Origin of the sequence: Pseudomonas sp. T8, assembly GCF_024610635.1 — a bacterium.
Lineage (GTDB): Bacteria > Pseudomonadota > Gammaproteobacteria > Pseudomonadales > Pseudomonadaceae > Aquipseudomonas > Aquipseudomonas chlororaphis_I.
The window spans coordinates 2089823-2116171 of sequence record NZ_CP102374.1 but is presented as its reverse complement, the minus strand read 5'-3'; the positions used below and the strand labels follow the sequence as shown (position 1 = coordinate 2116171).

Sequence of the window (26349 nt, the reverse complement as noted above, 5' to 3'; positions counted from 1 at the left end):
ATCAGGCAACGGTGGATGGGGCGGGGCCGTTCCCAGGTGTGCTTCCGGATGAACTTCATGCTTTCTTCGCGTCAACGCCGGGCGATTCGCCTGGCCAGTCGTTTCATCGCGCCTTATCGCTGGCAGGCCCTGGGGGCATTGCTGGCGCTGGTGGTGACCGCGGGCATCACCCTGTCCATGGGGCAGGGCATCCGCCTGTTGGTGGACCAGGGCTTCATGACCGGATCACCGGACCTGCTCAACCAGTCCATCGGCCTGTTTCTGCTGCTGGTGCTGGGGCTGGCGGTGGGGACGTTCGTGCGTTTCTACCTGGTGTCGTGGATTGGCGAGCGCTGCGTGGCGGATATCCGTCGGCAGGTGTTCAACCATCTGATCTACCTGCACCCGGGCTTCTATGAGAACAATCGCAGCTCGGAGATCCAGTCGCGGCTGACCGCCGACACCACCTTGCTGCAATCGGTGATCGGCTCGTCGCTCTCGCTGTTTTTGCGCAATGCGCTGATGGTCATCGGCGGCATCGTGCTGCTATTCGTCACCAACCCCAAGCTCACCAGCATCGTGGTGATCGCCTTGCCCCTGGTGTTGGTGCCGATCCTGATTTTCGGTCGCCGGGTGCGTAGCTTGTCACGCTTGAGCCAGGACCGTATCGCCGATGTCGGCAGTTACGTGGCGGAAACCCTGGGCCAGATCAAGACCGTCCAGGCCTATAACCACCAGCCCCAGGATGAGCGGCGTTTCGCCCTGACGGTGGAGGAGGCGTTCAACACCGCACGCCGGCGTATCGTCCAGCGTGCCTGGCTGATCACCCTGGTGATCGTGCTGGTGCTGGGCGCGGTCGGGGTGATGCTCTGGGTCGGCGGCATGGATGTGATCGCCGGGCGCATTTCCAGTGGCGAGCTGGCGGCCTTTGTCTTCTACAGCCTGATCGTCGGCAGTGCCTTCGGCACCCTGAGCGAAGTGATCGGCGAGCTGCAACGGGCTGCCGGCGCGGCGGAGCGGATTGCCGAGTTGCTGCGTTCGGAAAACCTGATCCAGCCGCCGAGCGACGGCCTGGCCAGCTTGCCCGAGCGGGTGCGGGGCGAGCTGGTGCTGGAGAACCTGCGCTTTTCTTATCCATCACGTCCGGACAGTTATGCCGTCGATGGCCTGAGCCTGACGGTCCGCGAGGGGGAAACCCTGGCGCTGGTCGGGCCGTCGGGGGCGGGCAAGTCGACCATCTATGATCTGCTGCTGCGCTTCTATGACCCGGAGCAGGGACGCATCCTGCTCGATGGCGTGCCCTTGACCCGGCTCGACCCGCAGGACGTGCGGCGCTGTTTTGCCCTGGTGTCGCAAAGCCCGGCGCTGTTCTTCGGCAGCATCGAGGAGAACATTCGTTATGGCAAACCCTCGGCCACCCCGGAGCAGGTCAGGGAGGCGGCAAGGATCGCCTACGCCCATGACTTCATCGAGAAAATGCCCGAGGGTTACCAGACCCATCTCGGCGATGCGGGGCTGGGGCTTTCCGGCGGCCAGCGCCAGCGCCTGGCGATTGCCCGGGCGCTACTGGTGGATGCGCCGATCCTGTTGCTGGATGAGGCCACCAGCGCCCTGGATGCCCAGAGCGAGCATTTGATCCAGCAGGCCTTGCCGAGCCTGATGAAGAATCGCACCACCCTGGTGATCGCCCATCGCCTGGCCACGGTGAAAAATGCCGACCGGATCGCGGTGATGGATCAGGGGCGGCTGGTGGCGGTGGGTACCCACCAGGAGTTGATCGCCAGCAATCCGCTGTATGCGCGTCTGGCGGCGTTACAATTCAGCGATGGCCAGGCTGCCTCCTGAGCCCGCGCGGGAAACAAAAATGCCCGCATCGCTGCGGGCATTTTTATTGGGCGTTATCGCTTACTGATCGTCGAAATACCGCTCATGCCAATCCACCAGTGGCTGTGGCGAATTGAGTTTCTGGCCGTAGATCACCGAGTAGGACAGCACGTTCTGCACGTACTGGCGGGTTTCATCGAACGGAATACTCTCGACCCAGACGTCGAAACTCAGGTGGTCGGCGCCCCTGAGCCATTGGCGCACGCGACCGGGGCCGGCGTTGTAGGCGGCGGACGCGAGCACCCGGTTGCCGTTGAACTGGCTGTGCACCTGGCTCAGGTAGGCGGCACCGAGCTGGATGTTCTTGTCCGGGTTCAGCACTTGCTGCGGCGAGGCCAGCGGGATGCTGAACTTGCGCGCGGTTTCCTTCGCGGTGCCAGGCATCAGTTGCATCAGACCGGCCGCGCCGACGCCCGAGCGAGCGTCGTCCATGAACGCGCTTTCCTGGCGGGTGATCGCGAATATCCAGCTCGAGTGCAGGCCACGGACCTTGGCTTCGCGCACCAGGGTGTCGCGGTGGGCCATCGGGAAGCGAATATCCAGGTCGTCCCAGTACTTCGCCTGGCTGATGGTGCGGATGGCTGGGAAGTACCATTTCAGGTCGTAGGCCAGCTTGGCCTGGGCGACCATCTCGTCACGGCTGAAGTGACGGCTGACGTGGTACCACTCACGCCGGCCATCGACGATCTGGCCGCGGGCATGGAACTCCAGGGCGCGCCGCACGCCCGGCGTATTGCGCACCTTGTTGATCACCTGCTGGCTGAGCACCAGCGGTTTGTTGTTCAACTGATAAGGCAGTTGGGTGCGGTCGGCCGCGAGGAAACCATAGAAGTCGCGCTCGTTGGCCAGGCCCTTGTAGAGGGTCTGGGCCTGAGGGTTCTGCGGCTCGGCCAGTTCCAGGCTGCGCGCCTGCCAGTAGCGCCAGCGGTTGGTGGTCGCCAGGTCCTGGGGCAGCTTGCGGGTCAACTGGTAGGCATCTTCCCAGCGCGCCAGGCGCAGCAGCAGGCGCAGGCGCCATTCGGAGACCGTGTTGTCGCGCAGCTCGGGATCGTATTTGGTCATCACCTCCAGGCCGCGGCTGTCGAAGCGCCGCGCCAGGGTCAGGCCGATTTCCCGGGCGATCGCCACTTTTTCGTCACGGGAGAAGTGCATGCTGCTGGCATAACCGTCGAGCAAGGCCATGGCCCTGTCCGGATCCTGGCGGGCCAGGCGGCGCAGACCCAGGCCGACCACATCGGACATGGCTTCGCTGGCCGGAGTGAAGCGCGACGGCTGGCTGAGCAGCTCGGGTTTCTGGGCAACATCCACCAAGAGCCGGCCCTGAGGGGCGAGGGTGGTCATGCTTTTGACCAGGCTATTGGCCAGCGGATAGTTGCGAGCTTCGGCGGCCAGCTTGGCGCGCTGCCAGCGCTTCTGTTCAGTCAACTGGCCTTCGGCGGCCCACTGGGCGAATAGCGCGTCGCAGGTGGCCGGCAGGGATTTGCCGCTGAGCCAGAGCTTGTCGGTGGCGGCGTAACCTTCGGCCTTGAGGTTGTGGCCCAGCTGGTATTGCGCGTTCAGGCAGTCCAGCTCGGTGAAGTTGAGCTTGGGGTCGTAATACTTGACGAAGGTGGCCCAGTCGCCGCGTTCGGCCAGCCAGCGCAACCAGCGCAGTCTCATCCAGTTGGCCTGGGGCAGGTCGCCGTGTTCACGGAGAAATTTTTCGATCTCGGCGTTGCTGGCGGTCTTTAGCCGGGCGGTCAGTTCGTCGTAGGCCAGATAGGGCTCGAGCGGGTAGTCGGCGAGCACCTGGCGGTAGCGGAAATACGGGCCGGTGTCGCCCTTGGCCAGGGCGCGTTTGGCTTCATCGTAATATTGACGCTGGAGTGAGAGGTCCGCGGCCTGAGCGGTGTGCACGGCAGAGGCAGAAAGAAGCAGGCAGGACAAAAGACTGAAAAGGCGACTGCGCATGAGACATCCGGGCAGAGAAATCATGACAAGTGCCGACAATGCCAACACTGATTATTCCCTAGCTTAGCCTTTTGCCAGCAACGGGTGAAAGCTTTGCCGGCCTCTTGTCGCCAGTTCGCTGCAAATGTTGTTCAGGGTGCTTCAGGATTGAAAATGCCGGCCTTCTAAGGCCTCAACTCAGGTAGAATGCGCGCCCGGTTTTTGGAGAAGCTCATGACCCTGCTCAAATTCAGCGATGTGTCCCTTGCGTTCGGCGCTATGCCGTTGTTGGACAAGGTGTCCTGGCAGATCGCCCGTGGTGAGCGGGTGTGCATCATCGGTCGTAACGGCACTGGCAAATCCAGCATGCTGAAGCTGGTCAAGGGCGATCAGAAGCCCGACGACGGTTCCGTATGGCGCGCGCCCGGTCTGAAAATCGGCGAATTGCCGCAGGAATTGCCAGTGGCCGACGAGCGGACGGTGTTCGACGTCGTCGCCCAGGGCCTCGATGGCGTTGGCGAGCTGCTGGCGCAGTACCACCACCTGAGCCAGAACATCGTCACCGATGCCGATCTGGAAAAGCTCATGCACGTCCAGCACGACCTCGAAGCCCGTGATGGCTGGCGCTTGCAGACGCTGGTGGACAGCACCCTGAGCCGCCTGCAACTGCCGGCCGACAAGACCCTCGCCGAGTTGTCCGGTGGCTGGCGTCGTCGCGTCCTGCTGGCCCAGGCCCTGGTGTCCGAACCGGACCTGTTGCTGCTCGATGAGCCGACCAACCATCTGGATATCGGCGCCATCGCCTGGCTGGAAGAAGCTTTGAAGGACTTCCAGGGCGCGGTGCTTTTTATTACCCACGACCGTTCCTTTCTGCAGAACCTGGCGACCCGGATTCTCGAACTGGACCGTGGTGGGCTGATCGACTGGAACGGCGACTACGCCAGCTTCCTGGTGCACAAGGAAGCGGTGCTGGCGGCCGAAGAGACGGCCAACGCGCTGTTCGACAAGCGCCTGGCCCAGGAAGAAGTCTGGATTCGCCAAGGCATCAAGGCCCGTCGTACCCGTAACGAAGGCCGCGTGCGCGCCCTCAAGGCCCTGCGGGTCGAGCGCAGCGAACGTCGTGAGCGTACCGGCAAGGCCAATATCCAGCTGGAAACCGCCGACAAGTCCGGCAAACAGGTCATGGTGCTCGAAGACGTGAGCTTCGCTCATCCGGGCGGGCCATTCCTGGTCAAGAATTTCTCCATGGTCCTGCAGCGCGGCGACCGTATCGGCCTGCTCGGCGCCAACGGCACCGGCAAGACCACGCTGCTCAAGCTGATGCTGGGCGGCCTGGTGCCGAGCAGCGGCAAGGTCGAGGAGGGCACGCGTATCGACGTGGCGTACTTCGACCAGTTGCGTCACCAGCTGGACCTGGAAAAGACCGTGATCGACAACGTCGCCGAAGGTCGCGACTTTATCGATATCGATGGCCAGAGCCGTCACGTGCTCAGCTACCTGGGCGATTTCCTGTTCAGCCCGCAGCGTGCCCGCACGCCGGTCAAGGCGCTGTCCGGTGGCGAGCGTGCCCGCCTGCTGCTGGCCAAGCTGTTCAGCAAGCCGGCCAACCTGCTGGTGCTCGACGAACCGACCAACGACCTGGACGTGGAAACCCTCGAGCTGCTGGAAGAGGTGTTGCTGACCTTCCAGGGCACCGTGCTGATGGTCAGCCACGACCGGGCATTCCTCGATAACGTGGTGACCAGCACCCTGGTGTTCGAAGGCGAAGGCAAGGTTCGCGAATACGTCGGCGGTTATCAGGACTGGCTGCGCCAGGGCGGTTCGCCACGCCTGCTGGGCGTGACCGAGAACAAGTCCGGCAAGGCCGAGCTGAATTCGGCGGTGGTTGCGCCTGTCGCAGCGGCACCTGCTGCGGCACAGGAAGCACCTGCGGTCAAGAAGAAGCTCAGCTACAAGTTGCAGCGGGAGCTCGAAGCGTTGCCTGGCCAGATCGAAGCCATGGAGCAGCAGATCGCCAGCGCGGAAGCGGAGATGGCCGACGCCGGCTTCTATCAGCGTCCTGCGGCCGAGACCACGGCAGTCATCGCCCAGTTGGAACAGCTCAACGCTGAACTGGACGTGATGGTCGAGCGCTGGGCCGAGCTGGATGCCTGAGTGACCTGGCGTCAATAAAAAAGCCCGACATTCATGTCGGGCTTTTTGCAGGGCCGGTGCGGGCGGAGAATTCTGCCTGCGACGGGCTCAGCGTTTGACCAGGTGCACGGCCAGCACGTCGCAAGGGGCGCCGTGCAGCACGTCGTTGGCGGTCGAGCCCAATAGCAGGGCCAGGCCGTGGCGGCCATGGCTGCCGACCACGATCAGGTCGCATTCCTGTTCCTTGGCCAGATGGTGGATTTCCTGGCGTGGCTGGCCATAGGTCAGGTGGCTGTATTCCTTGGACAGCTCGGGGTATTTGGTGATGAGGCGATCGAGGCGTTCCTTGGCCTGGTCGAACTGCTGCTGTTGCAATTGGGACAGGTCCATCGGCACGTCGCCGCCGAACGCCATGGCCATCGGCTCGACAATATGCACCAGGGACAATTTGGCGCTGTTGCTGACCGACAGCTCGCGTGCCCGGTGGATAACAGGATCGCACTCTTCGGTTAGATCTACGGCGACCAGAATATGGTGGTAGGGCATGAGGTGCTCCTCCTGAGGATTGCAATAGCTTCAAGTATGGCTGGTTTCAAGCGGATTGGTTCCGACCTGGATCAATCGGCTCATCAAGAATCGGGAGTACAGATATGACGGTCTGGATAGTGGTGTCAATCCTCGCAGTGGTCTTGAGTCCGCTGGCCTGGTTGCGCCCGTCGCGCCGCCAGAGCGGGCAGATCGCCCTGCGCATGGAGGCGCGACGCATGGGGCTGGGCATGCAACTGGCGCCTCAGGAATGGCCGCACTGGATGGATCCGCAGCCTCCAAGCCCCTGTGCGCAATACCATCGGCCGCGGCGCGGCACACAGCCGGCCTGCTGGGCCTACTGGCAAAGTGCGCCGGGCATGTGGGTCAACCAATGGCGGGAAGCCTGTGCGGACCCGGCCTTGCTCGAGCACTTTCGCACGCTGCCGGCCAATGTGTTCAAGGTCGAGGCCGACCGGCAGATGATCGTCTTGTATTGGGGCGAACGTGGCGAAGCCAGTGTTTTGCAAGACATTGCCGCGGTACTCAAGGCGCTGGCGTGAAGCATGACCTGCGCTGCAATGGCCAGGTTGTTGAAAAACAGGCAATAAAAAGCCCGACAGGGTCGGGCGGGGTTGGCCAGGCAGGCCGGTAAATCCTTTCTGATCCCCTGGTTCTGACCGGCGGGGATAGAGTTGTCGCCGATCTTACACCTGGTTTTCGGCCAGACATCCATATTTTTGCTCCAGGATTGTGCCAGCGTAGCCGCGAATCGGTTACGGGGGCCACGTATTAGGGCGACTTTTCTAAAGATTGATTCTATGAATGTCCTGAGATGAGCAAGCTTGTTGATGGTGCGTGCCCGTCTGGAATGACTAAGAAGTCGCGTTTTAAACAACCTTTTGGGCGATTGACAATTGTCGGATTTTGCCTGAATGTGGCGTACCCAAATCAAACGGGCGTATGAATTGAGCGTTTGTATTACCAGACGGCTCTTCCAGAATCCCGACTATCGCGTTGGCGGGTGTGCCTGGCGGATTGGCATAGCATCGATGGAAACGTCGTTGCCGAGTCAGAAGTTAGCGTCCGACGTGTACTGTTCAGCTTCCATATCGTGGAGATCAGTTGATGATTTACGAAGGTAAAGCCATCACGGTTAAGGCTCTTGAAAGTGGCATCGTCGAATTGAATTTCGACCTCAAGGGTGAGTCCGTCAACAAGTTCAACCGTCTTACCCTGAACGAATTGCGTTCGGCCGTAGACGCCATCAAGGCAGATGCGTCGGTCAAGGGTGTGATCGTCAGCAGTGGCAAGGACGTCTTCATCGTCGGCGCCGACATCACCGAATTTGTCGACAACTTCAAGCTGCCGGATGCAGAGCTTGTCGCAGGCAACCTCGAAGCCAACAAGATTTTCAGCGATTTCGAAGACCTCAACGTTCCGACCGTTGCCGCGATCAATGGCATCGCGCTGGGCGGCGGTCTGGAAATGTGCCTGGCAGCTGACTATCGCGTCATGTCCTCCAGCGCCAAGATCGGCCTGCCGGAAGTCAAGCTGGGTATCTACCCGGGCTTCGGCGGTACCGTTCGCCTGCCGCGCATCATCGGTGCCGACAACGCCATCGAATGGATTGCCGCCGGCAAGGAAAACCGTGCCGAGGACGCACTGAAAGTCGGCGCCGTCGACGCTGTCGTTGCCCCGGAAAAACTGCATGAAGCGGCTCTGGCCACCGTCAAGCGCGCCATCTCCGGCGAGTTCGACTACAAGGCCAAGCGTCAGCCGAAGCTAGAAAAGCTCAAGCTCAACGCCATCGAACAGATGATGTCCTTCGAAACCGCCAAGGGTTTTGTCGCCGGCCAGGCTGGCCCGAACTACCCGGCGCCGGTCGAAGCCATCAAGACCATTCAGAAAGCCGCCAACTTCGGTCGTGACAAGGCGCTGGAAGTCGAGGCCGCAGGCTTCGTCAAACTGGCCAAGACCTCTGCTGCGCAGAGCCTGATCGGTCTGTTCCTGAATGATCAGGAGCTGAAGAAAAAGGCCAAGGCCTATGACGAAATCGCCCACGATGTGAAGCAGGCCGCCGTACTGGGTGCCGGCATCATGGGTGGCGGTATCGCCTATCAGTCGGCGTCCAAAGGCACGCCGATCCTGATGAAAGACATCAACGAACACGGTATCGAGCAAGGCCTGGCGGAAGCCGCCAAGCTGCTGGTCGGCCGTGTCGATAAAGGTCGCATGACCGCGGCGAAGATGGCCGAGGTGCTCAACGGCATTCGTCCTACGCTGTCCTACGGTGACTTCGGCCACGTCGACCTGGTGGTCGAAGCGGTCGTCGAGAACCCTAAGGTCAAGCAAGCGGTTCTGGCCGAAGTCGAAGACCAGGTCAAAGAGGACACCATCCTCGCTTCGAACACCTCGACCATTTCCATCAGCCTGCTGGCCAAGGCCCTCAAGCGTCCGGAAAACTTCGTCGGCATGCACTTCTTCAACCCGGTGCACATGATGCCGCTGGTCGAAGTCATCCGTGGCGAGAAGTCCAGCGAGCTGGCCGTGGCCACCACCGTTGCCTACGCCAAGAAAATGGGCAAGAACCCGATCGTGGTCAACGACTGCCCGGGCTTCCTGGTCAACCGCGTGCTGTTCCCGTACTTCGGCGGTTTCGCCAAGCTGGTCAGCGCCGGTGTGGACTTCGTGCGCATCGACAAGGTCATGGAAAAATTCGGCTGGCCGATGGGCCCGGCCTACCTGATGGACGTGGTCGGCATCGACACCGGCCACCACGGTCGTGACGTGATGGCCGAAGGTTTCCCGGATCGCATGAAAGACGATCGCCGTTCGGCTATCGATGTGCTCTACGAAGCCAAGCGTCTGGGCCAGAAGAACGGCAAGGGTTTCTACGCCTACGAGGCCGACAAGAAAGGCAAGCAGAAGAAAGTGGCCGACCCGTCGGTGCTGGAAGTGCTCAAGCCTATCGTGTACGAGCAGCGTGAAGTCACTGACGAGGACATCGTCAACTGGATGATGATCCCGCTGTGCCTGGAAACCGTTCGTTGCCTGGAAGACGGCATCGTCGAGACCGCGGCCGAAGCCGATATGGGCCTGGTGTACGGTATTGGTTTCCCTCCATTCCGTGGCGGTGCGCTGCGCTACATCGACTCGATCGGTGTTGCCGAGTTCGTTGCCCTGGCCGACCAGTACGCCGATCTGGGCGCGCTGTACCACCCGACCGCGAAGCTGCGCGAGATGGCCAAGAATGGCCAGAGCTTCTTCGGTTAAGCGCCCCCTACTAGAGCGAGAGTGAATATATGAGCTTGAATCCTAGAGACGTCGTGATTGTCGACTTCGGTCGTACTCCGATGGGCCGCTCCAAGGGCGGCATGCACCGCAACACCCGCGCCGAAGACATGTCGGCGCACCTGATCAGCAAATTGCTGGAACGCAACTCCAAGGTCGATCCGGCGGAAGTCGAGGACGTGATCTGGGGCTGTGTGAACCAGACCCTGGAGCAGGGCTGGAACATCGCGCGCATGGCGTCGCTGATGACCCAGATCCCACACACTTCGGCCGGCCAGACCGTCAGCCGTCTGTGTGGCTCGTCGATGAGCGCGCTGCACACCGCCGCCCAGGCAATCATGACCGGCAACGGTGACGTATTCGTGGTTGGCGGCGTCGAGCATATGGGCCACGTGAGCATGATGCACGGTGTCGACCCGAACCCGCACATGTCCCTGTACGCGGCGAAAGCCTCGGGCATGATGGGCCTGACCGCAGAAATGCTCGGCAAGATGCACGGCATCACTCGCGAACAGCAGGACGCCTTTGGCGTGCGTTCCCATCAGCTCGCCCACAAAGCGACGGTGGAAGGCAAGTTCAAGGACGAAATCATCCCGATGCAGGGCTATGACGAGAATGGTTTCCTGAAACTGTTCGACTACGACGAAACCATTCGTCCCGAGACCACCCTGGAAAGCCTGGCGGCCCTCAAGCCGGCCTTCAATCCGAAGGGCGGTACCGTGACTGCCGGTACTTCGTCGCAGATCACCGATGGTGCTTCATGCATGATCGTGATGTCGGCGCAGCGTGCCCAGGACCTGGGCATCCAGCCGCTGGCGGTGATCCGCTCGATGGCGGTGGCGGGTGTGGATCCGGCGATCATGGGCTATGGTCCAGTACCGGCCACGCAGAAAGCATTGAAGCGCGCGGGTCTGGGAATTGCCGATATCGACTTCTTCGAGCTCAACGAAGCTTTCGCGGCGCAGGCTCTGCCAGTGCTGAAAGATTTGAAAGTGCTCGACAAGATGGACGAGAAGGTTAACCTGCACGGCGGCGCGATCGCCCTGGGTCATCCGTTCGGTTGTTCCGGTGCGCGTATCTCCGGCACCTTGCTCAATGTCATGAAGCAGAATGGCGGCACCTTTGGCGTGTCCACCATGTGCATTGGCCTCGGTCAGGGTATTGCCACTGTCTTCGAACGCGTTTAAGCGTTGCGTTGATGGAAGCCGGGGCCCAGTGCCCCGGTTTTTGTTTTTCTGAAGATTTATTATTTTTTATTTTGCGCGAGGGCCAGAACATGCAATTACAACCCGGGCTCTATCAGCATTACAAGGGACCGCAGTACCGCGTTTTCAGCGTGGCGCGGCATTCCGAGACGGAAGAGGAAGTGGTGTTCTATCAAGCCCTGTATGGCGATTACGGCTTTTGGGTGCGCCCCTTGAGCATGTTCCTGGAGTCGGTCGAAGTTGACGGCGAGCAGGTGCCACGCTTTGCTTTGGTGCAGGCCGAACCCAGTCTTTTTTCACGGCCATGAGCCGAGGTCGCGCAGAACCCTGCGCTTGACCTCACCTTGTTGCCACTATATATAGCGGTGCCGCGTCAGGCGCCAACCGCCTCTCACTTCTCGAATTCAGGAATTTTCCGATCCATGGGCAAATCGCTGGTCATTGTGGAATCCCCGGCTAAGGCCAAGACCATCAACAAGTACTTGGGTAACCAATACGTGGTGAAGTCGAGTATCGGCCATATCCGAGACCTGCCCACCAGTGGTTCGGCGAGCGCCGCCAAAGAGCCTGCCGCCAAGCGAGGCAAGGCGGCTGCTGGTGAAGCACCGGCGCTGTCGGCCAAGGAGAAGGCGCGCAAGCAGCTGGTCTCGCGCATGGGAGTCGATCCGGACCACGGCTGGAAAGCCAAGTACGAGATCCTTCCAGGCAAGGAAAAAGTCATCGAAGAGCTGCGCCGGCTCGCCAAGGATGCCGACACCATCTATCTCGCAACGGACTTGGACCGCGAAGGGGAGGCCATTGCCTGGCACCTGCGGGAAGCCATTGGTGGGGATGACAGCCGCTACAAGCGCGTGGTGTTCAACGAAATCACCAAGAAGGCGATCCAGGAAGCCTTCTCCCAGCCGGGCGAGCTGGATATCGATCGGGTCAACGCCCAGCAGGCGCGTCGCTTCCTCGACCGCGTGGTGGGTTACATGGTTTCGCCGCTGCTGTGGGCCAAAATTGCCCGTGGCCTGTCTGCCGGTCGTGTGCAATCGGTGGCGGTGAAGCTGGTGGTGGAGCGCGAGCGCGAAATCCGTGCTTTCATCCCTGAAGAGTACTGGGAAGTTCATGCCGACCTCGGCACCGCCAAGGGCGCCAATGTGCGCTTCGAAGTGGCCCGTGAAAACGGCGAGGCCTTCAAGCCGCTGAACGAAGCCCAGGCCATGGCGGCGCTGGAGAAGCTCAAGGCTTCGACCTACACCATCGCCAAGCGCGAAGACAAACCGACCAGCAGCAAGCCGTCGGCCCCGTTCATTACTTCTACCCTGCAGCAGGCCGCGAGCAACCGCCTGGGCTTCGGGGTGAAGAAAACCATGATGATGGCCCAGCGTCTGTATGAAGCCGGTTACATCACTTATATGCGTACCGACTCGACCAACCTCTCGGCTGATGCCCTGACGATGGCGCGGACCTATATCGAAGAAGAGTTCGGCAACAAGTACCTGCCGTCCTCGCCGAACTTCTACAGCAGCAAGGAAGGGGCCCAGGAGGCGCACGAAGCGATTCGGCCGTCCGATGTGAATACCCACCCAAGCAAGCTGTCGGGCATGGAACGTGACGCCGAGCGCCTCTACGAGCTGATCTGGCGCCAGTTCGTGGCCTGCCAGATGCTGCCGGCGCAATACCTGTCGACCACCGTCAGCGTCGCCGCTGGTGGCTTCGAGCTGCGTGCCAAGGGTCGTATCCTCAAGTTCGACGGCTACACCCGTGTCATGCCGCAGATGAGCAAGCCGGGCGACGACGATGTCCTGCCGGACATGGCGCAGGGCGATGTGCTGAAGCTGATCAAGCTCGACCCGAGCCAGCACTTCACCAAGCCGCCGGCGCGTTACTCCGAAGCCAGCCTGGTCAAGGAAATGGAAAAGCGTGGCATCGGTCGTCCTTCGACCTACGCGGCGATCATTTCCACCATCCAGGACCGTGGCTACGTGGCGCTGCACAACCGTCGTTTCTATTCGGAAAAGATGGGCGACATCGTCACCGAGCGTCTGTCCGAGAGTTTCTCCAACCTGATGGACTACGGCTTCACTGCCGGCATGGAAGAGCACCTCGATGACGTGGCCCAGGGCGAGCGCGACTGGAAAAACGTCCTCGACGAGTTCTACGGCGACTTCAAGAAGAAGCTCGAAGTGGCCGAAGGCAGCGACAGCGGCATGCGCGCCAACCAGCCGGTGATGACCGATATCCCGTGCCTGACTTGTGGTCGTCCGATGCAGATTCGTACGGCGTCCACCGGTGTGTTCCTCGGTTGTTCGGGTTACAGCCTGCCACCGAAAGAACGCTGCAAGGCGACGGTCAACCTGGTGCCGGGCGACGAGATCGCCGCAGACGACGAGGGTGAATCCGAGTCGCTGGTACTGCGCGGCAAGCACCGTTGCCCGATCTGCAGCACGGCGATGGACGCCTATCTGCTGGACGAGAAACGCAAGTTGCACATCTGCGGTAACAACCCGGATTGCGCGGGCTACGAGATCGAAGAGGGCAGCTACCGCATCAAGGGCTACGAAGGTCCGAGCCTGGAGTGCGACAAGTGCGGCAGCGAGATGCAGCTCAAGACCGGTCGTTTCGGCAAGTTCTTCGGCTGCACCAATCCGACCTGCAAGAACACCCGCAAGCTGCTCAAGAACGGTGACGCGGCGCCACCGAAGATGGACCCGGTGAAGATGCCCGAGCTGAAATGCGAGAAGGTCAACGACACCTATATCCTGCGCGACGGGGCTTCGGGTCTGTTCCTGGCAGCCAGCCAGTTCCCGAAAAACCGTGAGACCCGCGCACCGCTGGTGCTCGAGCTGATCCCGCACAAGGACGAGATCGATCCGAAGTATCACTTCCTCTGCGAAGCGCCGAAGAAGGACCCGGAGGGTCGTCCGGCGGTGATCCGCTACAGCCGCAAGACCAAGGAGCAGTACGTGCAGACCGAAGTCGACGGCAAGCCGACCGGCTGGCGTGCGTTCTACGACGGTGGTAGCTGGAAAGTCGAAGACAAGCGTTAAGGTCCGCATCGGACGCTTCTGACAGGCCGCGTAAACTTCTAAGGGTACGCGGCCTTTCTTTTTGGGCTTGCGGTGGGCTGGAGTGTTCCACGACACTGTACGGCCAGCCCGCTGTTATCTATTCGTTGTGGAGATTGCTGTCATGGCCCACGAACTCTATACCCGTACCAACCAGAAAATTTACTTCGCCGGCCTGTCGCTGGAAGCCTTGGCGCGAGCCGAAGCGGGCGGGGCAATGAATGCTCAGGCGCTGGTGCAGGCCGGGCGAGAATCGGTGTTGTTTCATCTGTACGGCGCGCTGCTTGGCTTGTGTCACGAGATTGCTGGCTTCTATCGCCTCCCGCAGGCCAATGCGCCTCGCGCGGAGCTGCTGCTGACCCGCGAGGTGCTGGAAAGCATCGCCATCCCCGAGCTGGCCGAGTTGGTGGAGCTGGCCCATAACCCGGAAACCTGGCTGGCGAAGCTGCTGGCTGCCCATTCGGCGATGTTCCAGCCACCGCGGGTACCGCATAAACCCAAGGGCGATGTCACCCAGCCGCTGATCGTCGCAGTGAACCTCGATGAAGAAGAGCAGGCGCCGGAGCTGAGCCGGGAAGAGCTGGAGCAATGGCGTCAGAACCTCAAGGCTTTGGCTATACGCTTCCGTGACGGTCTGAATGAGTGTTGAGCTGCGGTACGACTCACCATTCAAGGATGAGTAGGCGTTCAACAGCGACGTCCAGATGCTCCCAAGCTCGATGGTCAGCGCGCCATCAACAAGAAACAGGTCATTACGCGGTTTTTCCGCTTAGGAAGCCGTTGCCAGTTCTGATTGCAAATCGAATTTCTGTGACAAATGCCTGCTCGTAACCCCGGGCAAATAAAGAAAACCGCTTGGGCCCGCGCGAGGTCGGGGTGATGACTGATATAATCCCGGCCTTTCGTGGAGAACAGACCTTTATGCCAACGTCCTTTCTAGAAATTGTCGAATTGCCAGACGGTCGTATCGAGCTGCGCAGGGCTGAGGACGAGGGTTCTCTGGTCACTCTGGACTTTTCAGAGGATGCCAAAGCCTTCTTGCAAGGCCAGCATGTCGAGGTGGCCAAGGCCATGTTGAGCGTGGGTGTGCAGATGGCGGGTCGCCTGGTTGAAGGCGAATTGGAGAAAGAAGAGGGACCACGGATTCTTCACTGAGTCCGTTTGTCGGTTTTTTTGCTGTCGTTCGTCGCCTCCTTTCGGCTTCTCAATCCTGGAGAAGCCTTGTGTCATTCAAGCGTGTCCATCGACGCTTCTAGCGGTCAGCCCAGACGAATATTCAGGCTTTGTGCGTCGCCCGTGCGGGCTGCGCTGATAAGTTGCTGACGGGCGCTGCTGTTCAATGGATTGAGCCAGCTGACGACGGTGTGGCTGCGTCCCAGGCGCAGAGCCTCGCAAGCCAGTTGTTGCGCGCTTTGGGCGCCGCGCGGGTGCAGCAGCAGGATCCGTTCGCGGTTCAGGCCGGCATCCCGCAACCAGGCCTGGGTCAGGCTTGCCGGCGGGGCAATCAATGTCAGCCAGCGCGCGTCCTGGTCCTGGCTCAGTTCCCTGAGGATAGGCGCGAGCAGGCTCAGGCAATTCCCGGCGGCACCGCGTAACGACAGTTCACTGAAGGCTTCCGGTTCGTTGCTCCAGGGCGATTCGACTACCTCTTTGAGGATAGGCGCCAGAGGCTGGGCCATGAAGGCTTCGAACAGCGGCAGTTGTGCATGCTGTGGTGTGTGAGGGAACTGCATAGAGCCTCCTTTAGCGGCGAATGACGCCGACACTCAAGCCTTCGATCACCAGGTCCTGATCTTTCAGGTTGACTTCGATAGGGGCGAACTCAGGGTTTTCGGCGATCAGCCAGACTTTGCTGCCTTCGCGCTTGAAGCGTTTCACGGTGACTTCGTCGCCAATGCGGGCGACGACGACCTGGCCATTGCGGGCCTCGCGAGTGGTGTGCACGGCCAGCAGGTCGCCATCGAAGATGCCGATGTCCTTCATGCTCATGCCGTGAACCCGCAGCAGGTAGTCCGCGCGTGGATGGAAGAAGGCCGGGTTGATATTGCAGGACTCTTCGATGTGCTGCTCGGCGAGGATCGGCGCGCCGGCGGCAACCCGGCCGATGATGGGCAGGCTGGAGTCGTCGGGCTTGGCTTCGAACCCCGGGATGCGAATGCCGCGAGAGGCGCCTGGAGTCATTTCGATCGCACCCTTGCGGGCCAGCGCCTTGAGGTGTTCTTCGGCGGCGTTGGGCGACTTGAAACCCAGTTCCTGGGCGATTTCCGCGCGGGTCGGTGGGTAGCCGTTGTCTTCGAGGCAACGTTTGATAAAAGCCAGAATCTCAGCTTGGCGTGGCGTCAGTTTTAGCATATCGATCGCTCTGTCTTTTTATACAGTGACTGGAATTATATACAGTGAATGGCGCTTGGCAATCCTCCTTTTTCCAGTCGCCGCTGGACGGTCGGGTCGCCGCTGCGTATGCCTGGTGTCGCGTGGCTGGCTACAGGACGCGGCAGGTATGGTTAAATAGCTGACTGACCGGCCGCAAAACGGACAGGCAGGCTTGACAAGACTGGGGCTGAAACGTATGTTTCAAACAAGTGTTTGTCAGGCGGAGTAGCCATGGCCCAGTCGGAAACCGTTGAACGCATTCTCGATGCTGCCGAGCAGTTGTTCGCGGAAAAAGGTTTTGCCGAAACCTCATTGCGGCTGATCACCAGCAAGGCCGGGGTCAACCTGGCGGCGGTGAATTATCATTTCGGTTCCAAGAAGGCCCTGATCCAGGCAGTGTTCTCGCGCTTCCTCGGGCCGTTCTGCATCAGCCTCGACCGTGAGCTGGAGCGGCGTTCGGCCAAGCCGGACAGCAAGCCAAGCCTCGAAGAGCTGCTGGAAATCCTCGTCGAGCAGGCCCTGGTGGTCCAGCCTCGCAGCGGCAACGATCTGTCCATCTTCATGCGTCTTCTGGGCCTGGCCTTCAGCCAGAGCCAGGGGCACCTGCGGCGTTATCTGGAAGACATGTACGGCAAGGTCTTCCGCCGCTACATGCTGCTGGTCAACGAAGCTGCGCCGCGCATCCCTCCGATCGAACTGTTCTGGCGTGTGCACTTCATGCTCGGAGCGGCGGCGTTCAGCATGTCGGGGATCAAGGCGTTGCGGGCGATTGCCGAGACCGACTTCGGGGTCAATACCTCGATCGAGCAGGTAATGCGCCTGATGGTGCCATTCCTCGCGGCCGGCATGCGCGCTGAAACCGGCGTCACCGACGATGCCATGGCTGCGGCGCAACTCAAGCCGCGCAGCAAATCGACTCCGGCGGTCGCCAAGGCCTGACCGTCCGGGTGGGCGCGGCAGCTTACATCCGCTAAGCTAGCCGCCCATGTCGACTCTCGTTTCCTACCTCCTTTCACATCTTTCGCCGATCGTCGCTTGCCGGGCTTTGCCGCCGGCAATGGACTCGTGCGTCCGCGCCACGCCAGCACCCTTTGCGATGCCGTGCGCGCACTTCGTTACTAAGGAATTGCTATGACCACAGGCCTGCAAGGCTCCTTGATGGTGGATGTCGCCGGTACCTGGCTGACAGCTGAAGATCGCCAGCTCCTGCGCCAGCCCGAAGTGGGTGGGTTGATCATCTTTGCCCGCAATATCGAGCATCCGCGGCAGGTGCGTGAGCTGAGCGCGTCCATTCGGGCGATTCGCCCGGACCTGCTGCTGGCGGTGGACCAGGAAGGCGGCCGCGTGCAGCGCCTGCGCCAGGGCTTCGTGCGGCTGCCGGCCATGCGTGCCATCGCCGACAACCCGAATGCCGAATACCTGGCCGAGCAGTGCGGCTGGATCATGGCCACCGAAGTGCTGGCCGTCGGCCTGGACCTGAGCTTCGCGCCGGTGCTGGACCTCGATCATCAGCGCAGCGCTGTGGTGGGTACTCGTTCCTTCGAGGGCGACCCCGAGCGCGCCGCGTTGCTGGCGGGTGCCTTTATCCGTGGCATGAACAGTGCCGGCATGGCGGCCACGGGCAAGCATTTCCCCGGGCACGGCTGGGCCGAGGCGGACTCCCACGTGGCGATCCCCAACGACGAGCGCAGCCTCGACGAGATTCGCGCCAAGGATCTGGTGCCTTTCGCGCGCCTGAGCAAGCAATTGGCGGCGGTGATGCCGGCCCACGTTATCTACCCTCAGGTCGATGCCCAGCCGGCCGGGTTCTCCCGCCGTTGGCTGCAAGAGATCCTGCGCGGTGAATTGCAATTCGACGGCGTCATCTTCAGTGACGACCTGTCGATGGCCGGTGCGCACGTGGTTGGCGATGCCGCGAGCCGGATCGAAGCGGCGCTGTCGGCCGGTTGCGACATGGGCTTGGTGTGTAACGACCGGGCGGCGGCCGAGCTGGCCTTGAGCGCGGCCCAGCGTCTGAAAGTGACACCGTCGGCGCGTATTGCGCGGATGCGCGGCCAGGCGTTCGCTTGCACCGACTATCGCCAGGATCCGCGCTGGCTGGCGGCGCTCGGCGCACTCAAGGATGCCCAGCTGATCGATTAAGGACTTTTGCGATGACGGTTTACGCGATTATCGGCGGTACCGGCCTGACCCGGCTCGAAGGCTTGAGCATTCACCAATCCTTGCCCCTGGACACGCCTTATGGCGCTCCGTCGGCGGATATCCAGAAGGGTGAATACGCCGGGCGCGAGGTGTTGTTTCTGGCGCGCCACGGTCATCCGCATCGCTTGCCGCCGCATCAGGTGAACTATCGGGCCAACCTCTGGGCGTTGAAGCAGGCTGGTGCCGAGGCGGTCCTGGCGGTCAACGCGGTGGGTGGCATTCATCCGGCGATGGGCTCCGGGCATTTCTGCGTGCCGCATCAACTGATCGACTACACCAGCGGTCGCGAGCACACCTACTTTGCCGACGACCTGGAGCAGGTCACCCACATCGACTTCAGCTATCCCTACAGCGAGTCGCTGCGCCAGCAGTTGATTGTCGCGCTGGAGGCCGAGGGCTGTGAATTCAGCAGCCAGGGTGTGTACGCCTGCACCCAGGGCCCGCGCCTGGAGACCGTGGCGGAGATCGCCCGCCTGGAGCGTGACGGCTGCGACATCGTCGGCATGACCGGCATGCCGGAAGCGGCGCTGGCCCGTGAGCTGGAGCTGGACTACGCCTGCCTGGCGCTGGTGGTGAACCCGGCGGCGGGCAAGTCCGCTGCGGTGATTACCATGGCCGAGATCGAACAGGCATTGCAGGGCGGCATGGGCAAGGTGAAGTCGACGCTGGCGCGGGTCCTCGCGGCAAACCTGTAGCCGCTGGTAAAGGCTGCGATCGAGCGCGTAGCGCTCGCAAAACCTGAATCCGCGTATTCACGCCTGCTGCGCAGCCGATCACAGGCTGCGCCAGCGGCTACAGATCAGCGTCCGCCTTTCTTGTCGGGCAGCGGGGCGAAGAGGGCTTCGATGTCTTCGCTCTGCAGCTTCCAGTCGCCGGCCTTGCGCCCATCCAGCACGCCCGCCGCCAGGTCGGACTTCTCCTGTTGCAGGTGCTGGATTTTCTCTTCCACCGTGCCGCGGGCAATCAACTTGTAGACGAACACCGGCTTCTCCTGGCCGATCCGATAGGCGCGGTCGGTGGCCTGGTTTTCCGTGGCCGGGTTCCACCAGGGGTCGTAGTGGATCACGGTATCGGCTTCGGTCAGGTTGAGGCCGACGCCGCCGGCTTTCAGGCTGATCAGGAAGATCTGCAGCTTGCCGCTCTGGAAGTCCCTGACCGGCGTGCGGCGGTCGCGGGTCTGCCCGGTCAGCAGGGCATAGGCGACGTTGCGCCGCTTCAGCTCGGCCTCGATCAGGCTCAGCATCGAGGTGAATTGCGAGAACAGCAGGATGCGCCGGCCCTCGTCGAACAGCTCCTCGAGCATTTCCATCAGGCTGTCGAGCTTGCCGGAGGAACTGCCTCGCGTCGGCACCGCATCCTCGTTGACCAGGCGCAGGTCGCAACACACCTGGCGCAGTTTCAGCAGCGCTTCAAGAATGATGATCTGGCTGCGGGCCACACCCTTGCGGGTGATCTCGTCGCGGACTTTCTTGTCCATGGCCAGGCGCATGGTTTCGTACACATCGCGCTGGGCTTCATTGAGTTCCACCCAATGGATGATCTCGGTCTTGGGCGGCAGCTCGGTGGCCACCTGTTCCTTGGTGCGGCGCAGCAGGAAGGGCTTGATCCGTCCATTGAGGTGCTGCAGGCGCACTTCGCTGGCGTGCTTTTCGATCGGCACGCGGTAGTCGCGATTGAAGCTCTTCACGTCTCCCAGCCAGCCGGGCAGCAGGAAGTGGAACAGCGACCACAGCTCGCCCAGGTGATTCTCCAGGGGCGTGCCGCTCAGGCACAGGCGCTGCCGGGCGTTGAGCGCGCGCGCGGCCTGGGCCGCCTTGCTCGACGGGTTCTTGATGTATTGCGCCTCATCCAGCACCAGGACATGCAGGGGCAGGGCGGCGAGCTGCTCGACATCCTTGGGCAGCAGCGCGTAGGTGGTGAGGATCAGGTCGTAGTCGGCCAGTCGGGCGAAGTGCTTCTTGCGGCCGGCGCCATACAGGGCCAGGACCTTGAGCTGCGGCGTGAAGTGCGCCGCCTCGTCGAGCCAGTTGGGGATCAGGCTGGTGGGCATCACCACCATGCACGGCCGGTCCAGGCGCCCGGCGTTCTTTTCGCTGAGCACGTGGGCCAGGGTCTGCAGGGTTTTGCCCAGGCCCATGTCGTCGGCCAGGATGCCGCCGACTTCCAGCTGGCGCAGGGACTGCATCCAGCTCAGGCCTTCGAGTTGATAGGGGCGCAGGGTGGCGTTCAGGCCTTCTGGCGCGGGGGCCGAGTAATCCTTGATATCCCGCAGCCGTTGGGCGAAGGAGCGGATATGTTCGCCGCCCTCCCAGAGCAGGGGCAGGTCCTCCAGCGGATTGAGGCGGGTCGCGTCGGCACTGCTCAGGCGCAATGTAGTTTCGCCGGGCTCCTGCAGATAGAACTCACCGAGGGTGGCCAGCACCGGCTTCAGCCGGCCGTAGGGCAGCGCCACTTGCAGGGGACCGTTGGGCGAGTTGGGACGCCCGGGAATATTTACCAGGATCAGTTCGTCATCCCGGCGTTTGGCCAGGCGTTCCGGGTTGAGGATTTCGGTGTGGGAGCGCATCAGGTTGAGCAGGATCGGCAGCAGGCTCAGGCGCTCGCCGTTGACGATGATGCCCAGTTCCAGGTCGAACCAGTCGCGCCCCGGCGCTTCGTCCACCGTGGCGTACCAGTCGTCCACGGCGGTCAGGTCGAAGCCGAAGTCGTCGTCGATCTGCAGCTCCCAGCCCTGGGTGCGCAGCTTGGGCAATTCGTTGAGGGTGAAGGTCAGCCAGGCGCTGTCGTTGACCATTTCATACAGCTCGCCAGCGCTTTCCGGCAGGGCCTTGCTCTGCCGGGTGGCGATCTTGAAACCCAAGGCCCGCAACTGTTCGCGATAGCGTTGTTCGACTTCCGGCTGGCGCTTGATGCGCAGGGTCTGGTGTTCCTGGCGAATCAGCACGTCGGCGTTTTTCTGCCCGCTGACGTATTCCTCCAGGTAGCTGAACGACAGCGCGGCACGGTGCTGGATGTAGCGCTGCATCTTGCCGTTGCGCGGTTCGAAGGCGCTGAACTCGATGCTGGCCAGCCACAGCCGGGGTATTGGCTGCACGTTGTCGACGATCTGTTGCGGCAGCGGGGCGGGGCTGCGGTTCTCCAGCACAGCCTGGAGTTTTTCCAGCAGCTCGGCGTCTTTCGCCGCTGCCGGGTAGGCCAGGGTTTCCTCGATTTTCAGCAGCACCGCGGCGATGTGTTTGCAATTGCTGCGCACCGGGCAGGTGCAGGAGGCTTCGACCATCAGCAAGGTGTTCTTGGCCGACTCGCGCAGGCTGATGGTCTGTCGATAGACGTTGCCCCCCGAACCTTCGCAACTGGCGGTGATGACGCTGTCGCCGGCCTGGACGATCCTGACGCGGTTCTCCAGGGCGTAGCGGCGGCCACGCTCCAGGGCTTGTTCCTTGAATCGGCTGACCCAGGAAGGCGCCAGGGGTTTGGTCAGGGTCGGGGGCATAGGGACTTCTGTCAGTCCACGATTTCAGGAGGCGCCTCGCGCGGCGCGGGGGCCGACAGCGAGGTGATCTTGATCAGCAGGGCCAGGTGACCGTTGTCGAGGTAGTTGAGCTGGCCGTTCTTGGTGTGGCTTTCCTGCTTCAGGCGTTCGCTGGCGGTCACCAGGCCATTGCTGTCGATCTGGTTGACCCAGAACTGCGCATCCACATCGGTGAAGCGCCCGAGCTTGAGGGTCAGGGTGCCCTCGATCGGGAACTGGCCGAACTGTTCCTGGCCCTCGCTGACGGCGATTTTCACCGGGTTTTCGTCCAGCGCCTGCTGCCAGGCCTTGTGCATCAGCACGCTGTAGTCGCCGCTGGCGGTGAGTTTCTCGACCACGCTGCCCAGCGCCGGGGTGCGCTGGCTGTCGGCGCCCAGGTGTTGGGCGCCAGCGGCCCAGTCTTCGGGGGCGGCGCGGCTGACGATGGCGGGAACCGCGTTCTGCCGGACCAGAATCATTTCGACCTGATACATGTCGGCAAACGCCGAGGGAGCGACCAGGGTCAGGAGCAAGGTCAGTGAGCGAAACAGGCGCATGGGGCGTCCTTCAAGCAGTTTTCGGGGTGAGGCGCTCGAACAGCGCCTCCAATGTGTTGAAGCGTTCTTCCGGGCGTTCCATTGGCACCATGAATTTGAACAGCGTGGCGCCTTCAAATTTGTAGCGATTGGGTTGGCTCTGGATGAGTTTGATCAATGCCAGCGGGTCCACCGGGGTATCGGCGGCGAACTCGAGACGACCGCCCTGCGGGCCGCCGTCGACCTTCTTGATGCCCAGTTGCTCGGCCTGCAGTTTCAGCAGGGTCAGGCGCACCAGGTTCTTGGTCGGTTCCGGCAACAGGCCGAAGCGGTCGATCATCTCCACTTGCAGGTCTTTCAGGCCGTCCTCGTCGGTGGCCGAGGCAATGCGCTTGTAGAGGATCAGCCGCGCGTGCACATCCGGCAGGTAGTCTTCGGGAATCAGCGCCGGCAGGCGCAGGTTGATTTCCGGACCGCCGCCCAGCGGCTGGTCGAGGTTCGGCTGCTCGCCCTTGCGGATGGCTTTCACCGCGCGCTCGAGCATTTCCATATAAAGGGTGAAGCCCACCGCCTGGATCTGGCCGCTTTGGCCATCGCCCAGCAGTTCGCCAGCGCCGCGGATTTCCAGGTCGTTGGTGGCGAGCACGAAGCCGGCCCCCAGGTCCTGGGTATTGGCGATCGCCTCCAGGCGCTTTTCCGCGTCCGGGGTGATCTGCTGGCGCGCTGGCGTCAGCAGGTAGGCGTAGGCCTGGTGGTGGCTGCGACCGACCCGGCCGCGCAACTGGTGCAGCTGGGCCAGGCCGAACTTGTCGGCGCGCTCGATGATGATGGTGTTGGCGCTCGGCACGTCGATGCCGGTCTCGATGATGGTCGAGGCGATCAGCACGTTGAAGCGCTTGTGGTAGAAGTCGCTCATCACCTGTTCGAGTTCGCGTTCGCGCATCTGCCCGTGGCCGATGCCGATGCGCGCTTCCGGCACCAGTTCGGCGAGGTCGGCGGCGCATTTCTCGATGGTCTTCACATCGTTGTGCAGGTAGTAGACCTGGCCGCCGCGCAGCAGCTCGCGCAGCAGGGCCTCTTTGACCGTGCTCTTGTTCTGCTCCATGACGAAAGTGCGCACCGACAGGCGTCGGGCTGGCGGCGTGGCGATGATCGACAGGTCGCGCATGCCCGAGACCGCCATGTTCAGCGTGCGCGGAATCGGCGTGGCGGTCAGGGTCAGGATGTCGACCTCGCTGCGCAGGGCCTTGAGCTGCTCTTTCTGGCGCACGCCGAAACGGTGTTCTTCGTCGATGATCACCAGCCCGAGGTTCTTGATCTTCACATCGTCCTGCAACAGCTTGTGGGTGCCGATGACGATGTCGATCTTGCCTTCGGCCAGGTCGGCCACCGCGGCATTCACTTCCTTGGCGGACTTGAAGCGGCTCATCACTTCCACGGTCACCGGCCAGTCGGCGAAGCGATCGCGGAAGCTGTTGTAGTGCTGCTGGGCGAGCAGGGTGGTGGGCACCAGGATCGCCACTTGCTTGCCACCGTGCACGGCGATGAAGGCCGCGCGCATCGCCACTTCGGTCTTGCCGAAGCCAACGTCGCCGCAGACCAGGCGATCCATCGGCTTGGCCGCGAGCATGTCCTCGCGCACCGCTTCGATGGTGGTTTGCTGGTCGGGGGTTTCTTCGAACGGGAAGCCGGCGCTGAAAGTGGCGTAGTCGGCTTTCGGGTCGGCGAAGGCATAACCTTCGCGGGCCGCGCGGCGAGCGTAGATGTCCAGCAGCTCGGCGGCGACATCGCGCACCTGCTCGGCGGCCTTGCGCTTGGCCTTCTGCCAGGTTTCCGAACCCAGGCGGTGCAGCGGCGCCAGGGCGTCATCGCTACCGGTGTAGCGGGCGATCAGGTGCAGGTTGGCCACCGGCACATAGAGCTTGGCGCCCTCGGCGTATTCCAGGGTGAGGAATTCGGCGGCCTGGTTGTCGATTTCCAGGGTGGCCAGGCCCAGGTAGCGGCCCACGCCGTGATCGATATGCACCACCGGCGCGCCTTCGCGCAGCTCGGTGAGGTTCTTGATCACTGCATCGTTGTTGGCATCGGCGCGTTTTTCCCGGCGCCGGCGCTGCATCACGCGCTGGCCGAACAGCGGGCTTTCGGCCACCAGCGCCAGGGCTGGATCGTCCAGCAGCAAGCCTTCGTCCAGCGGCGCGATGGTGATCGCCAGGCGGTCCTTGCCGGCAACGAAGTCCGGCCAGCTGTCGACGGTCTTTGGCCGCAGCTTCAGGCGCTCCAGCAACTCCAGCAGTACCTCGCGGCGCCCGGCGGATTCGGCGGTGAACAGCACGCGTCCGGAGAACTCGTCGAGGAAGTTCGCCAGGGCCGCCAGCGGCTGGTTGGCCTTGGCTTCGATGGCGAGGTTGGGCAGGGTCTGCGCCGGGAAGCGCTCGCGGCCGCCACCGGCCTCGATGTCCTGCTGGCTGGCGACTACCCGCGGCCAGCTTTTCAGGCGGGCGAAGCAGTCTTCCACCGGTAGGAACAATTCGGCGGGCGGCAATAAAGGACGGGACGGATCGACGCGGCGTTCTTCGTAACGGTTGCGCACGTCGTTCCAGAAGTTCTCGGCCGCCTGTTCGATGCCTGGCAGGGAGAACACCTGGGTGTCCTGGGGCAGGTAGTCGAACAGGGTCGAGGTGTCTTCGAAGAACAGCGGCAGGTAATACTCGATGCCGGCCGGGGTAATCCCGCTGCTCAGGTCCTGGAAGATCGGGCAGCGGCGGAAGTCGACGTCGAAGCGCTCGCGGAAACGGGCCTTGAAGCGGGTGACGGCTTCTTTCTGCAGCGGGAATTCCTTCGCCGGCAGCAGGCGTACCGAATCGACCTTGTCGATGGAGCGCTGGTTTTCCGGATCGAAGGTGCGCAGGGTTTCGATTTCATCGTCGAACAGGTCGATGCGATAAGGCAGTTTGCTGCCCATCGGGAACAGGTCGATCAGGGCGCCGCGCACTGCGAACTCGCCGTGCTCGTACACCGTATCGACACAGCGATAGCCGCTGGCTTCCAGGCGGGTACGCATCTGTTCGACATCCAGCTTCTGGCCGATGTCCAGCACCAGGCTACTGCCGAGCAGGAACTTGGTCGGCGCCAGGCGATGCAGGGCGGTGGTGATCGGCACCACCAGCACACCGTGCTCCAGCTCCGGTAGCCGGTACAGGCTGGCGATCCGCTGGGAGATGATGTCCTGGTGCGGCGAGAACAGGTCGTAGGGCAGGGTTTCCCAGTCCGGGAAATGCAGCACGGGCAAATCCGGGGCGAAGAAACTCAGCTCCTGCTCCAGCCGTTCGGCACTTTGGCTATCGGCGGTCAGCAGCAGGGTGAAGCGCTTGGCGGCGCTGGCAGCCTCGGCAATGGCCAGGCTGAGGGCGGCACCGGGCAGATTGCCCCAGTGCTGTTTGCCGGCGGCGGCAGGGAGTTGCGGTAGACGCAGAACGGGCACGGAAGGTTGAGCTCCAGCGTTGCGACAAAGTCGGTAATTGTAGCGGTCCGGCATACCGGCTGTCAGTTGCTGATGTGTCTATTACGCGGTTGCGGAAAATGTAGTGGTTATGACAAAAAAACGCGTTTTTTGGCAGGAAATGTAGTGCCGAATTGGGGCGGTGTTACGGAGGGTTACAGACAACGCTGGGTTACCGCGCAAAATGAGGCCTTTCTGAAACCCGCGTATTTACTGGGCTGGAGCG

Annotated in this window: 19 protein-coding genes; 12 read left to right on the top strand and 7 right to left on the bottom strand. The window is 62.2% G+C overall.

Annotated features, from left to right (window positions below; translation table 11 throughout):
- The first annotated feature begins 48 nt into the window (after positions 1 to 48).
- Entirely contained in the window at positions 49 to 1824 is a 1776-nt protein-coding gene (locus tag NRG23_RS09400; protein WP_162473256.1) for an ABC transporter transmembrane domain-containing protein, read from the top strand.
- 60 nt (positions 1825 to 1884) lie between these two features.
- Here NRG23_RS09400 and NRG23_RS09395 read toward each other — a convergent pair whose 3' ends face one another.
- A complete protein-coding gene (locus NRG23_RS09395) occupies positions 1885 to 3813 on the bottom strand; it encodes a transglycosylase SLT domain-containing protein (RefSeq protein WP_009047957.1) in 1929 nt (642 codons plus the stop codon).
- Positions 3814 to 4026: 213 nt separating this feature from the next.
- Here NRG23_RS09395 and NRG23_RS09390 point away from each other — a divergent pair, with 213 nt between their 5' ends.
- Complete coding sequence (locus NRG23_RS09390) at positions 4027 to 5946, top strand: ATP-binding cassette domain-containing protein (protein ID WP_038631232.1); 1920 nt, start codon at positions 4027 to 4029, stop codon at positions 5944 to 5946.
- Positions 5947 to 6033: 87 nt separating this feature from the next.
- Here the strand turns inward: NRG23_RS09390 and NRG23_RS09385 are convergent, their stop codons facing one another.
- The gene (locus NRG23_RS09385) at positions 6034 to 6471 is read right to left on the bottom strand and encodes a universal stress protein (RefSeq protein ID WP_007921319.1); all 438 of its coding nucleotides are present in this window, start codon (positions 6469 to 6471) and stop codon (positions 6034 to 6036) included.
- Positions 6472 to 6575: 104 nt separating this feature from the next.
- Here NRG23_RS09385 and NRG23_RS09380 point away from each other — a divergent pair, with 104 nt between their 5' ends.
- The 7 genes from NRG23_RS09380 (at position 6576) to NRG23_RS09350 (ending at position 15157) form a co-directional block, all read left to right on the top strand.
- Complete coding sequence (locus tag NRG23_RS09380; protein ID WP_009047960.1) at positions 6576 to 7013, top strand: hypothetical protein; 438 nt, start codon at positions 6576 to 6578, stop codon at positions 7011 to 7013.
- Positions 7014 to 7578: 565 nt separating this feature from the next.
- Positions 7579 to 9726, top strand: a complete 2148-nt coding sequence (gene fadB / locus NRG23_RS09375) for a fatty acid oxidation complex subunit alpha FadB (protein WP_009047961.1) — start codon at positions 7579 to 7581, stop codon at positions 9724 to 9726.
- Between the two features lie 29 nt (positions 9727 to 9755).
- A complete protein-coding gene (gene fadA, locus NRG23_RS09370) occupies positions 9756 to 10931 on the top strand; it encodes an acetyl-CoA C-acyltransferase FadA (RefSeq protein WP_009047962.1) in 1176 nt (391 codons plus the stop codon).
- Positions 10932 to 11020: 89 nt separating this feature from the next.
- Complete coding sequence (locus NRG23_RS09365; RefSeq protein WP_023968538.1) at positions 11021 to 11257, top strand: DUF1653 domain-containing protein; 237 nt, start codon at positions 11021 to 11023, stop codon at positions 11255 to 11257.
- Between the two features lie 114 nt (positions 11258 to 11371).
- Positions 11372 to 13984, top strand: coding sequence for a type I DNA topoisomerase (gene topA, locus NRG23_RS09360; protein ID WP_257374472.1), 2613 nt, complete (start codon positions 11372 to 11374; stop codon positions 13982 to 13984).
- Between the two features lie 142 nt (positions 13985 to 14126).
- Complete coding sequence (locus NRG23_RS09355) at positions 14127 to 14651, top strand: DUF6586 family protein (protein WP_009047965.1); 525 nt, start codon at positions 14127 to 14129, stop codon at positions 14649 to 14651.
- A 272-nt stretch (positions 14652 to 14923) separates the two neighbouring features.
- Positions 14924 to 15157, top strand: a complete 234-nt coding sequence (locus tag NRG23_RS09350; protein WP_009042980.1) for a hypothetical protein — start codon at positions 14924 to 14926, stop codon at positions 15155 to 15157.
- Between the two features lie 104 nt (positions 15158 to 15261).
- Here NRG23_RS09350 and sulA read toward each other — a convergent pair whose 3' ends face one another.
- Both sulA and lexA read right to left on the bottom strand, forming a co-directional pair.
- The gene (gene sulA / locus NRG23_RS09345; protein WP_007921302.1) at positions 15262 to 15735 is read right to left on the bottom strand and encodes an SOS-induced cell division inhibitor SulA; all 474 of its coding nucleotides are present in this window, start codon (positions 15733 to 15735) and stop codon (positions 15262 to 15264) included.
- Positions 15736 to 15745: 10 nt separating this feature from the next.
- On the bottom strand, positions 15746 to 16354 hold the full coding sequence (gene lexA / locus NRG23_RS09340; RefSeq protein ID WP_007921301.1) for a transcriptional repressor LexA: 609 nt from the start codon (positions 16352 to 16354) through the stop codon (positions 15746 to 15748).
- Between the two features lie 252 nt (positions 16355 to 16606).
- On the opposite strand from lexA, the gene NRG23_RS09335 reads away from it, so the two are divergent.
- The 3 genes from NRG23_RS09335 (at position 16607) to NRG23_RS09325 (ending at position 19272) form a co-directional block, all read left to right on the top strand.
- Positions 16607 to 17314 (top strand): TetR/AcrR family transcriptional regulator, encoded by a 708-nt coding sequence (locus NRG23_RS09335; protein WP_009047966.1) that lies wholly within the window; start codon positions 16607 to 16609, stop codon positions 17312 to 17314.
- Positions 17315 to 17518: 204 nt separating this feature from the next.
- Positions 17519 to 18517 (top strand): beta-N-acetylhexosaminidase, encoded by a 999-nt coding sequence (gene nagZ, locus NRG23_RS09330; protein ID WP_169915215.1) that lies wholly within the window; start codon positions 17519 to 17521, stop codon positions 18515 to 18517.
- 11 nt (positions 18518 to 18528) lie between these two features.
- Positions 18529 to 19272, top strand: coding sequence for an S-methyl-5'-thioinosine phosphorylase (locus NRG23_RS09325; RefSeq protein WP_028682991.1), 744 nt, complete (start codon positions 18529 to 18531; stop codon positions 19270 to 19272).
- 104 nt (positions 19273 to 19376) lie between these two features.
- On the opposite strand, the gene NRG23_RS09320 is transcribed toward NRG23_RS09325, so the two are convergent.
- The 3 genes from NRG23_RS09320 to mfd are packed head-to-tail and all read right to left on the bottom strand — an operon-like array spanning position 19377 to position 26105.
- Positions 19377 to 22070, bottom strand: a complete 2694-nt coding sequence (locus tag NRG23_RS09320) for a DEAD/DEAH box helicase (RefSeq protein ID WP_028682990.1) — start codon at positions 22068 to 22070, stop codon at positions 19377 to 19379.
- Between the two features lie 11 nt (positions 22071 to 22081).
- Positions 22082 to 22645 (bottom strand): CsiV family protein, encoded by a 564-nt coding sequence (locus NRG23_RS09315; RefSeq protein WP_009047970.1) that lies wholly within the window; start codon positions 22643 to 22645, stop codon positions 22082 to 22084.
- A 10-nt stretch (positions 22646 to 22655) separates the two neighbouring features.
- Positions 22656 to 26105 carry a transcription-repair coupling factor gene (mfd, locus tag NRG23_RS09310; protein ID WP_257374465.1) on the bottom strand — a complete coding sequence of 1150 codons (3450 nt, stop codon included), beginning with the start codon at positions 26103 to 26105 and terminating at the stop codon, positions 22656 to 22658.
- Positions 26106 to 26349: the final 244 nt, after the last annotated feature.

What these genes read in the sequence shown, in the direction of transcription:
- NRG23_RS09350 (WP_009042980.1), top strand. Translation starts at nt 14,924, where the DNA reads ATGCCAACGTCCTTTCTAGAAATTGTCGAATTGCCAGACGGTCGTATC.
- NRG23_RS09335 (WP_009047966.1), top strand. Translation starts at nt 16,607, where the DNA reads ATGGCCCAGTCGGAAACCGTTGAACGCATTCTCGATGCTGCCGAGCAG.
- NRG23_RS09320 (WP_028682990.1), bottom strand. Translation starts at nt 22,070, where the DNA reads ATGCCCCCGACCCTGACCAAACCCCTGGCGCCTTCCTGGGTCAGCCGA.
- NRG23_RS09385 (WP_007921319.1), bottom strand. Translation starts at nt 6,471, where the DNA reads ATGCCCTACCACCATATTCTGGTCGCCGTAGATCTAACCGAAGAGTGC.
- sulA (WP_007921302.1), bottom strand. Translation starts at nt 15,735, where the DNA reads ATGCAGTTCCCTCACACACCACAGCATGCACAACTGCCGCTGTTCGAA.
- topA (WP_257374472.1), top strand. Translation starts at nt 11,372, where the DNA reads ATGGGCAAATCGCTGGTCATTGTGGAATCCCCGGCTAAGGCCAAGACC.
- NRG23_RS09315 (WP_009047970.1), bottom strand. Translation starts at nt 22,645, where the DNA reads ATGCGCCTGTTTCGCTCACTGACCTTGCTCCTGACCCTGGTCGCTCCC.
- fadB (WP_009047961.1), top strand. Translation starts at nt 7,579, where the DNA reads ATGATTTACGAAGGTAAAGCCATCACGGTTAAGGCTCTTGAAAGTGGC.
- NRG23_RS09365 (WP_023968538.1), top strand. Translation starts at nt 11,021, where the DNA reads ATGCAATTACAACCCGGGCTCTATCAGCATTACAAGGGACCGCAGTAC.
- NRG23_RS09380 (WP_009047960.1), top strand. Translation starts at nt 6,576, where the DNA reads ATGACGGTCTGGATAGTGGTGTCAATCCTCGCAGTGGTCTTGAGTCCG.
- NRG23_RS09355 (WP_009047965.1), top strand. Translation starts at nt 14,127, where the DNA reads ATGGCCCACGAACTCTATACCCGTACCAACCAGAAAATTTACTTCGCC.
- lexA (WP_007921301.1), bottom strand. Translation starts at nt 16,354, where the DNA reads ATGCTAAAACTGACGCCACGCCAAGCTGAGATTCTGGCTTTTATCAAA.
- NRG23_RS09325 (WP_028682991.1), top strand. Translation starts at nt 18,529, where the DNA reads ATGACGGTTTACGCGATTATCGGCGGTACCGGCCTGACCCGGCTCGAA.
- NRG23_RS09395 (WP_009047957.1), bottom strand. Translation starts at nt 3,813, where the DNA reads ATGCGCAGTCGCCTTTTCAGTCTTTTGTCCTGCCTGCTTCTTTCTGCC.
- fadA (WP_009047962.1), top strand. Translation starts at nt 9,756, where the DNA reads ATGAGCTTGAATCCTAGAGACGTCGTGATTGTCGACTTCGGTCGTACT.
- NRG23_RS09390 (WP_038631232.1), top strand. Translation starts at nt 4,027, where the DNA reads ATGACCCTGCTCAAATTCAGCGATGTGTCCCTTGCGTTCGGCGCTATG.
- NRG23_RS09400 (WP_162473256.1), top strand. Translation starts at nt 49, where the DNA reads ATGAACTTCATGCTTTCTTCGCGTCAACGCCGGGCGATTCGCCTGGCC.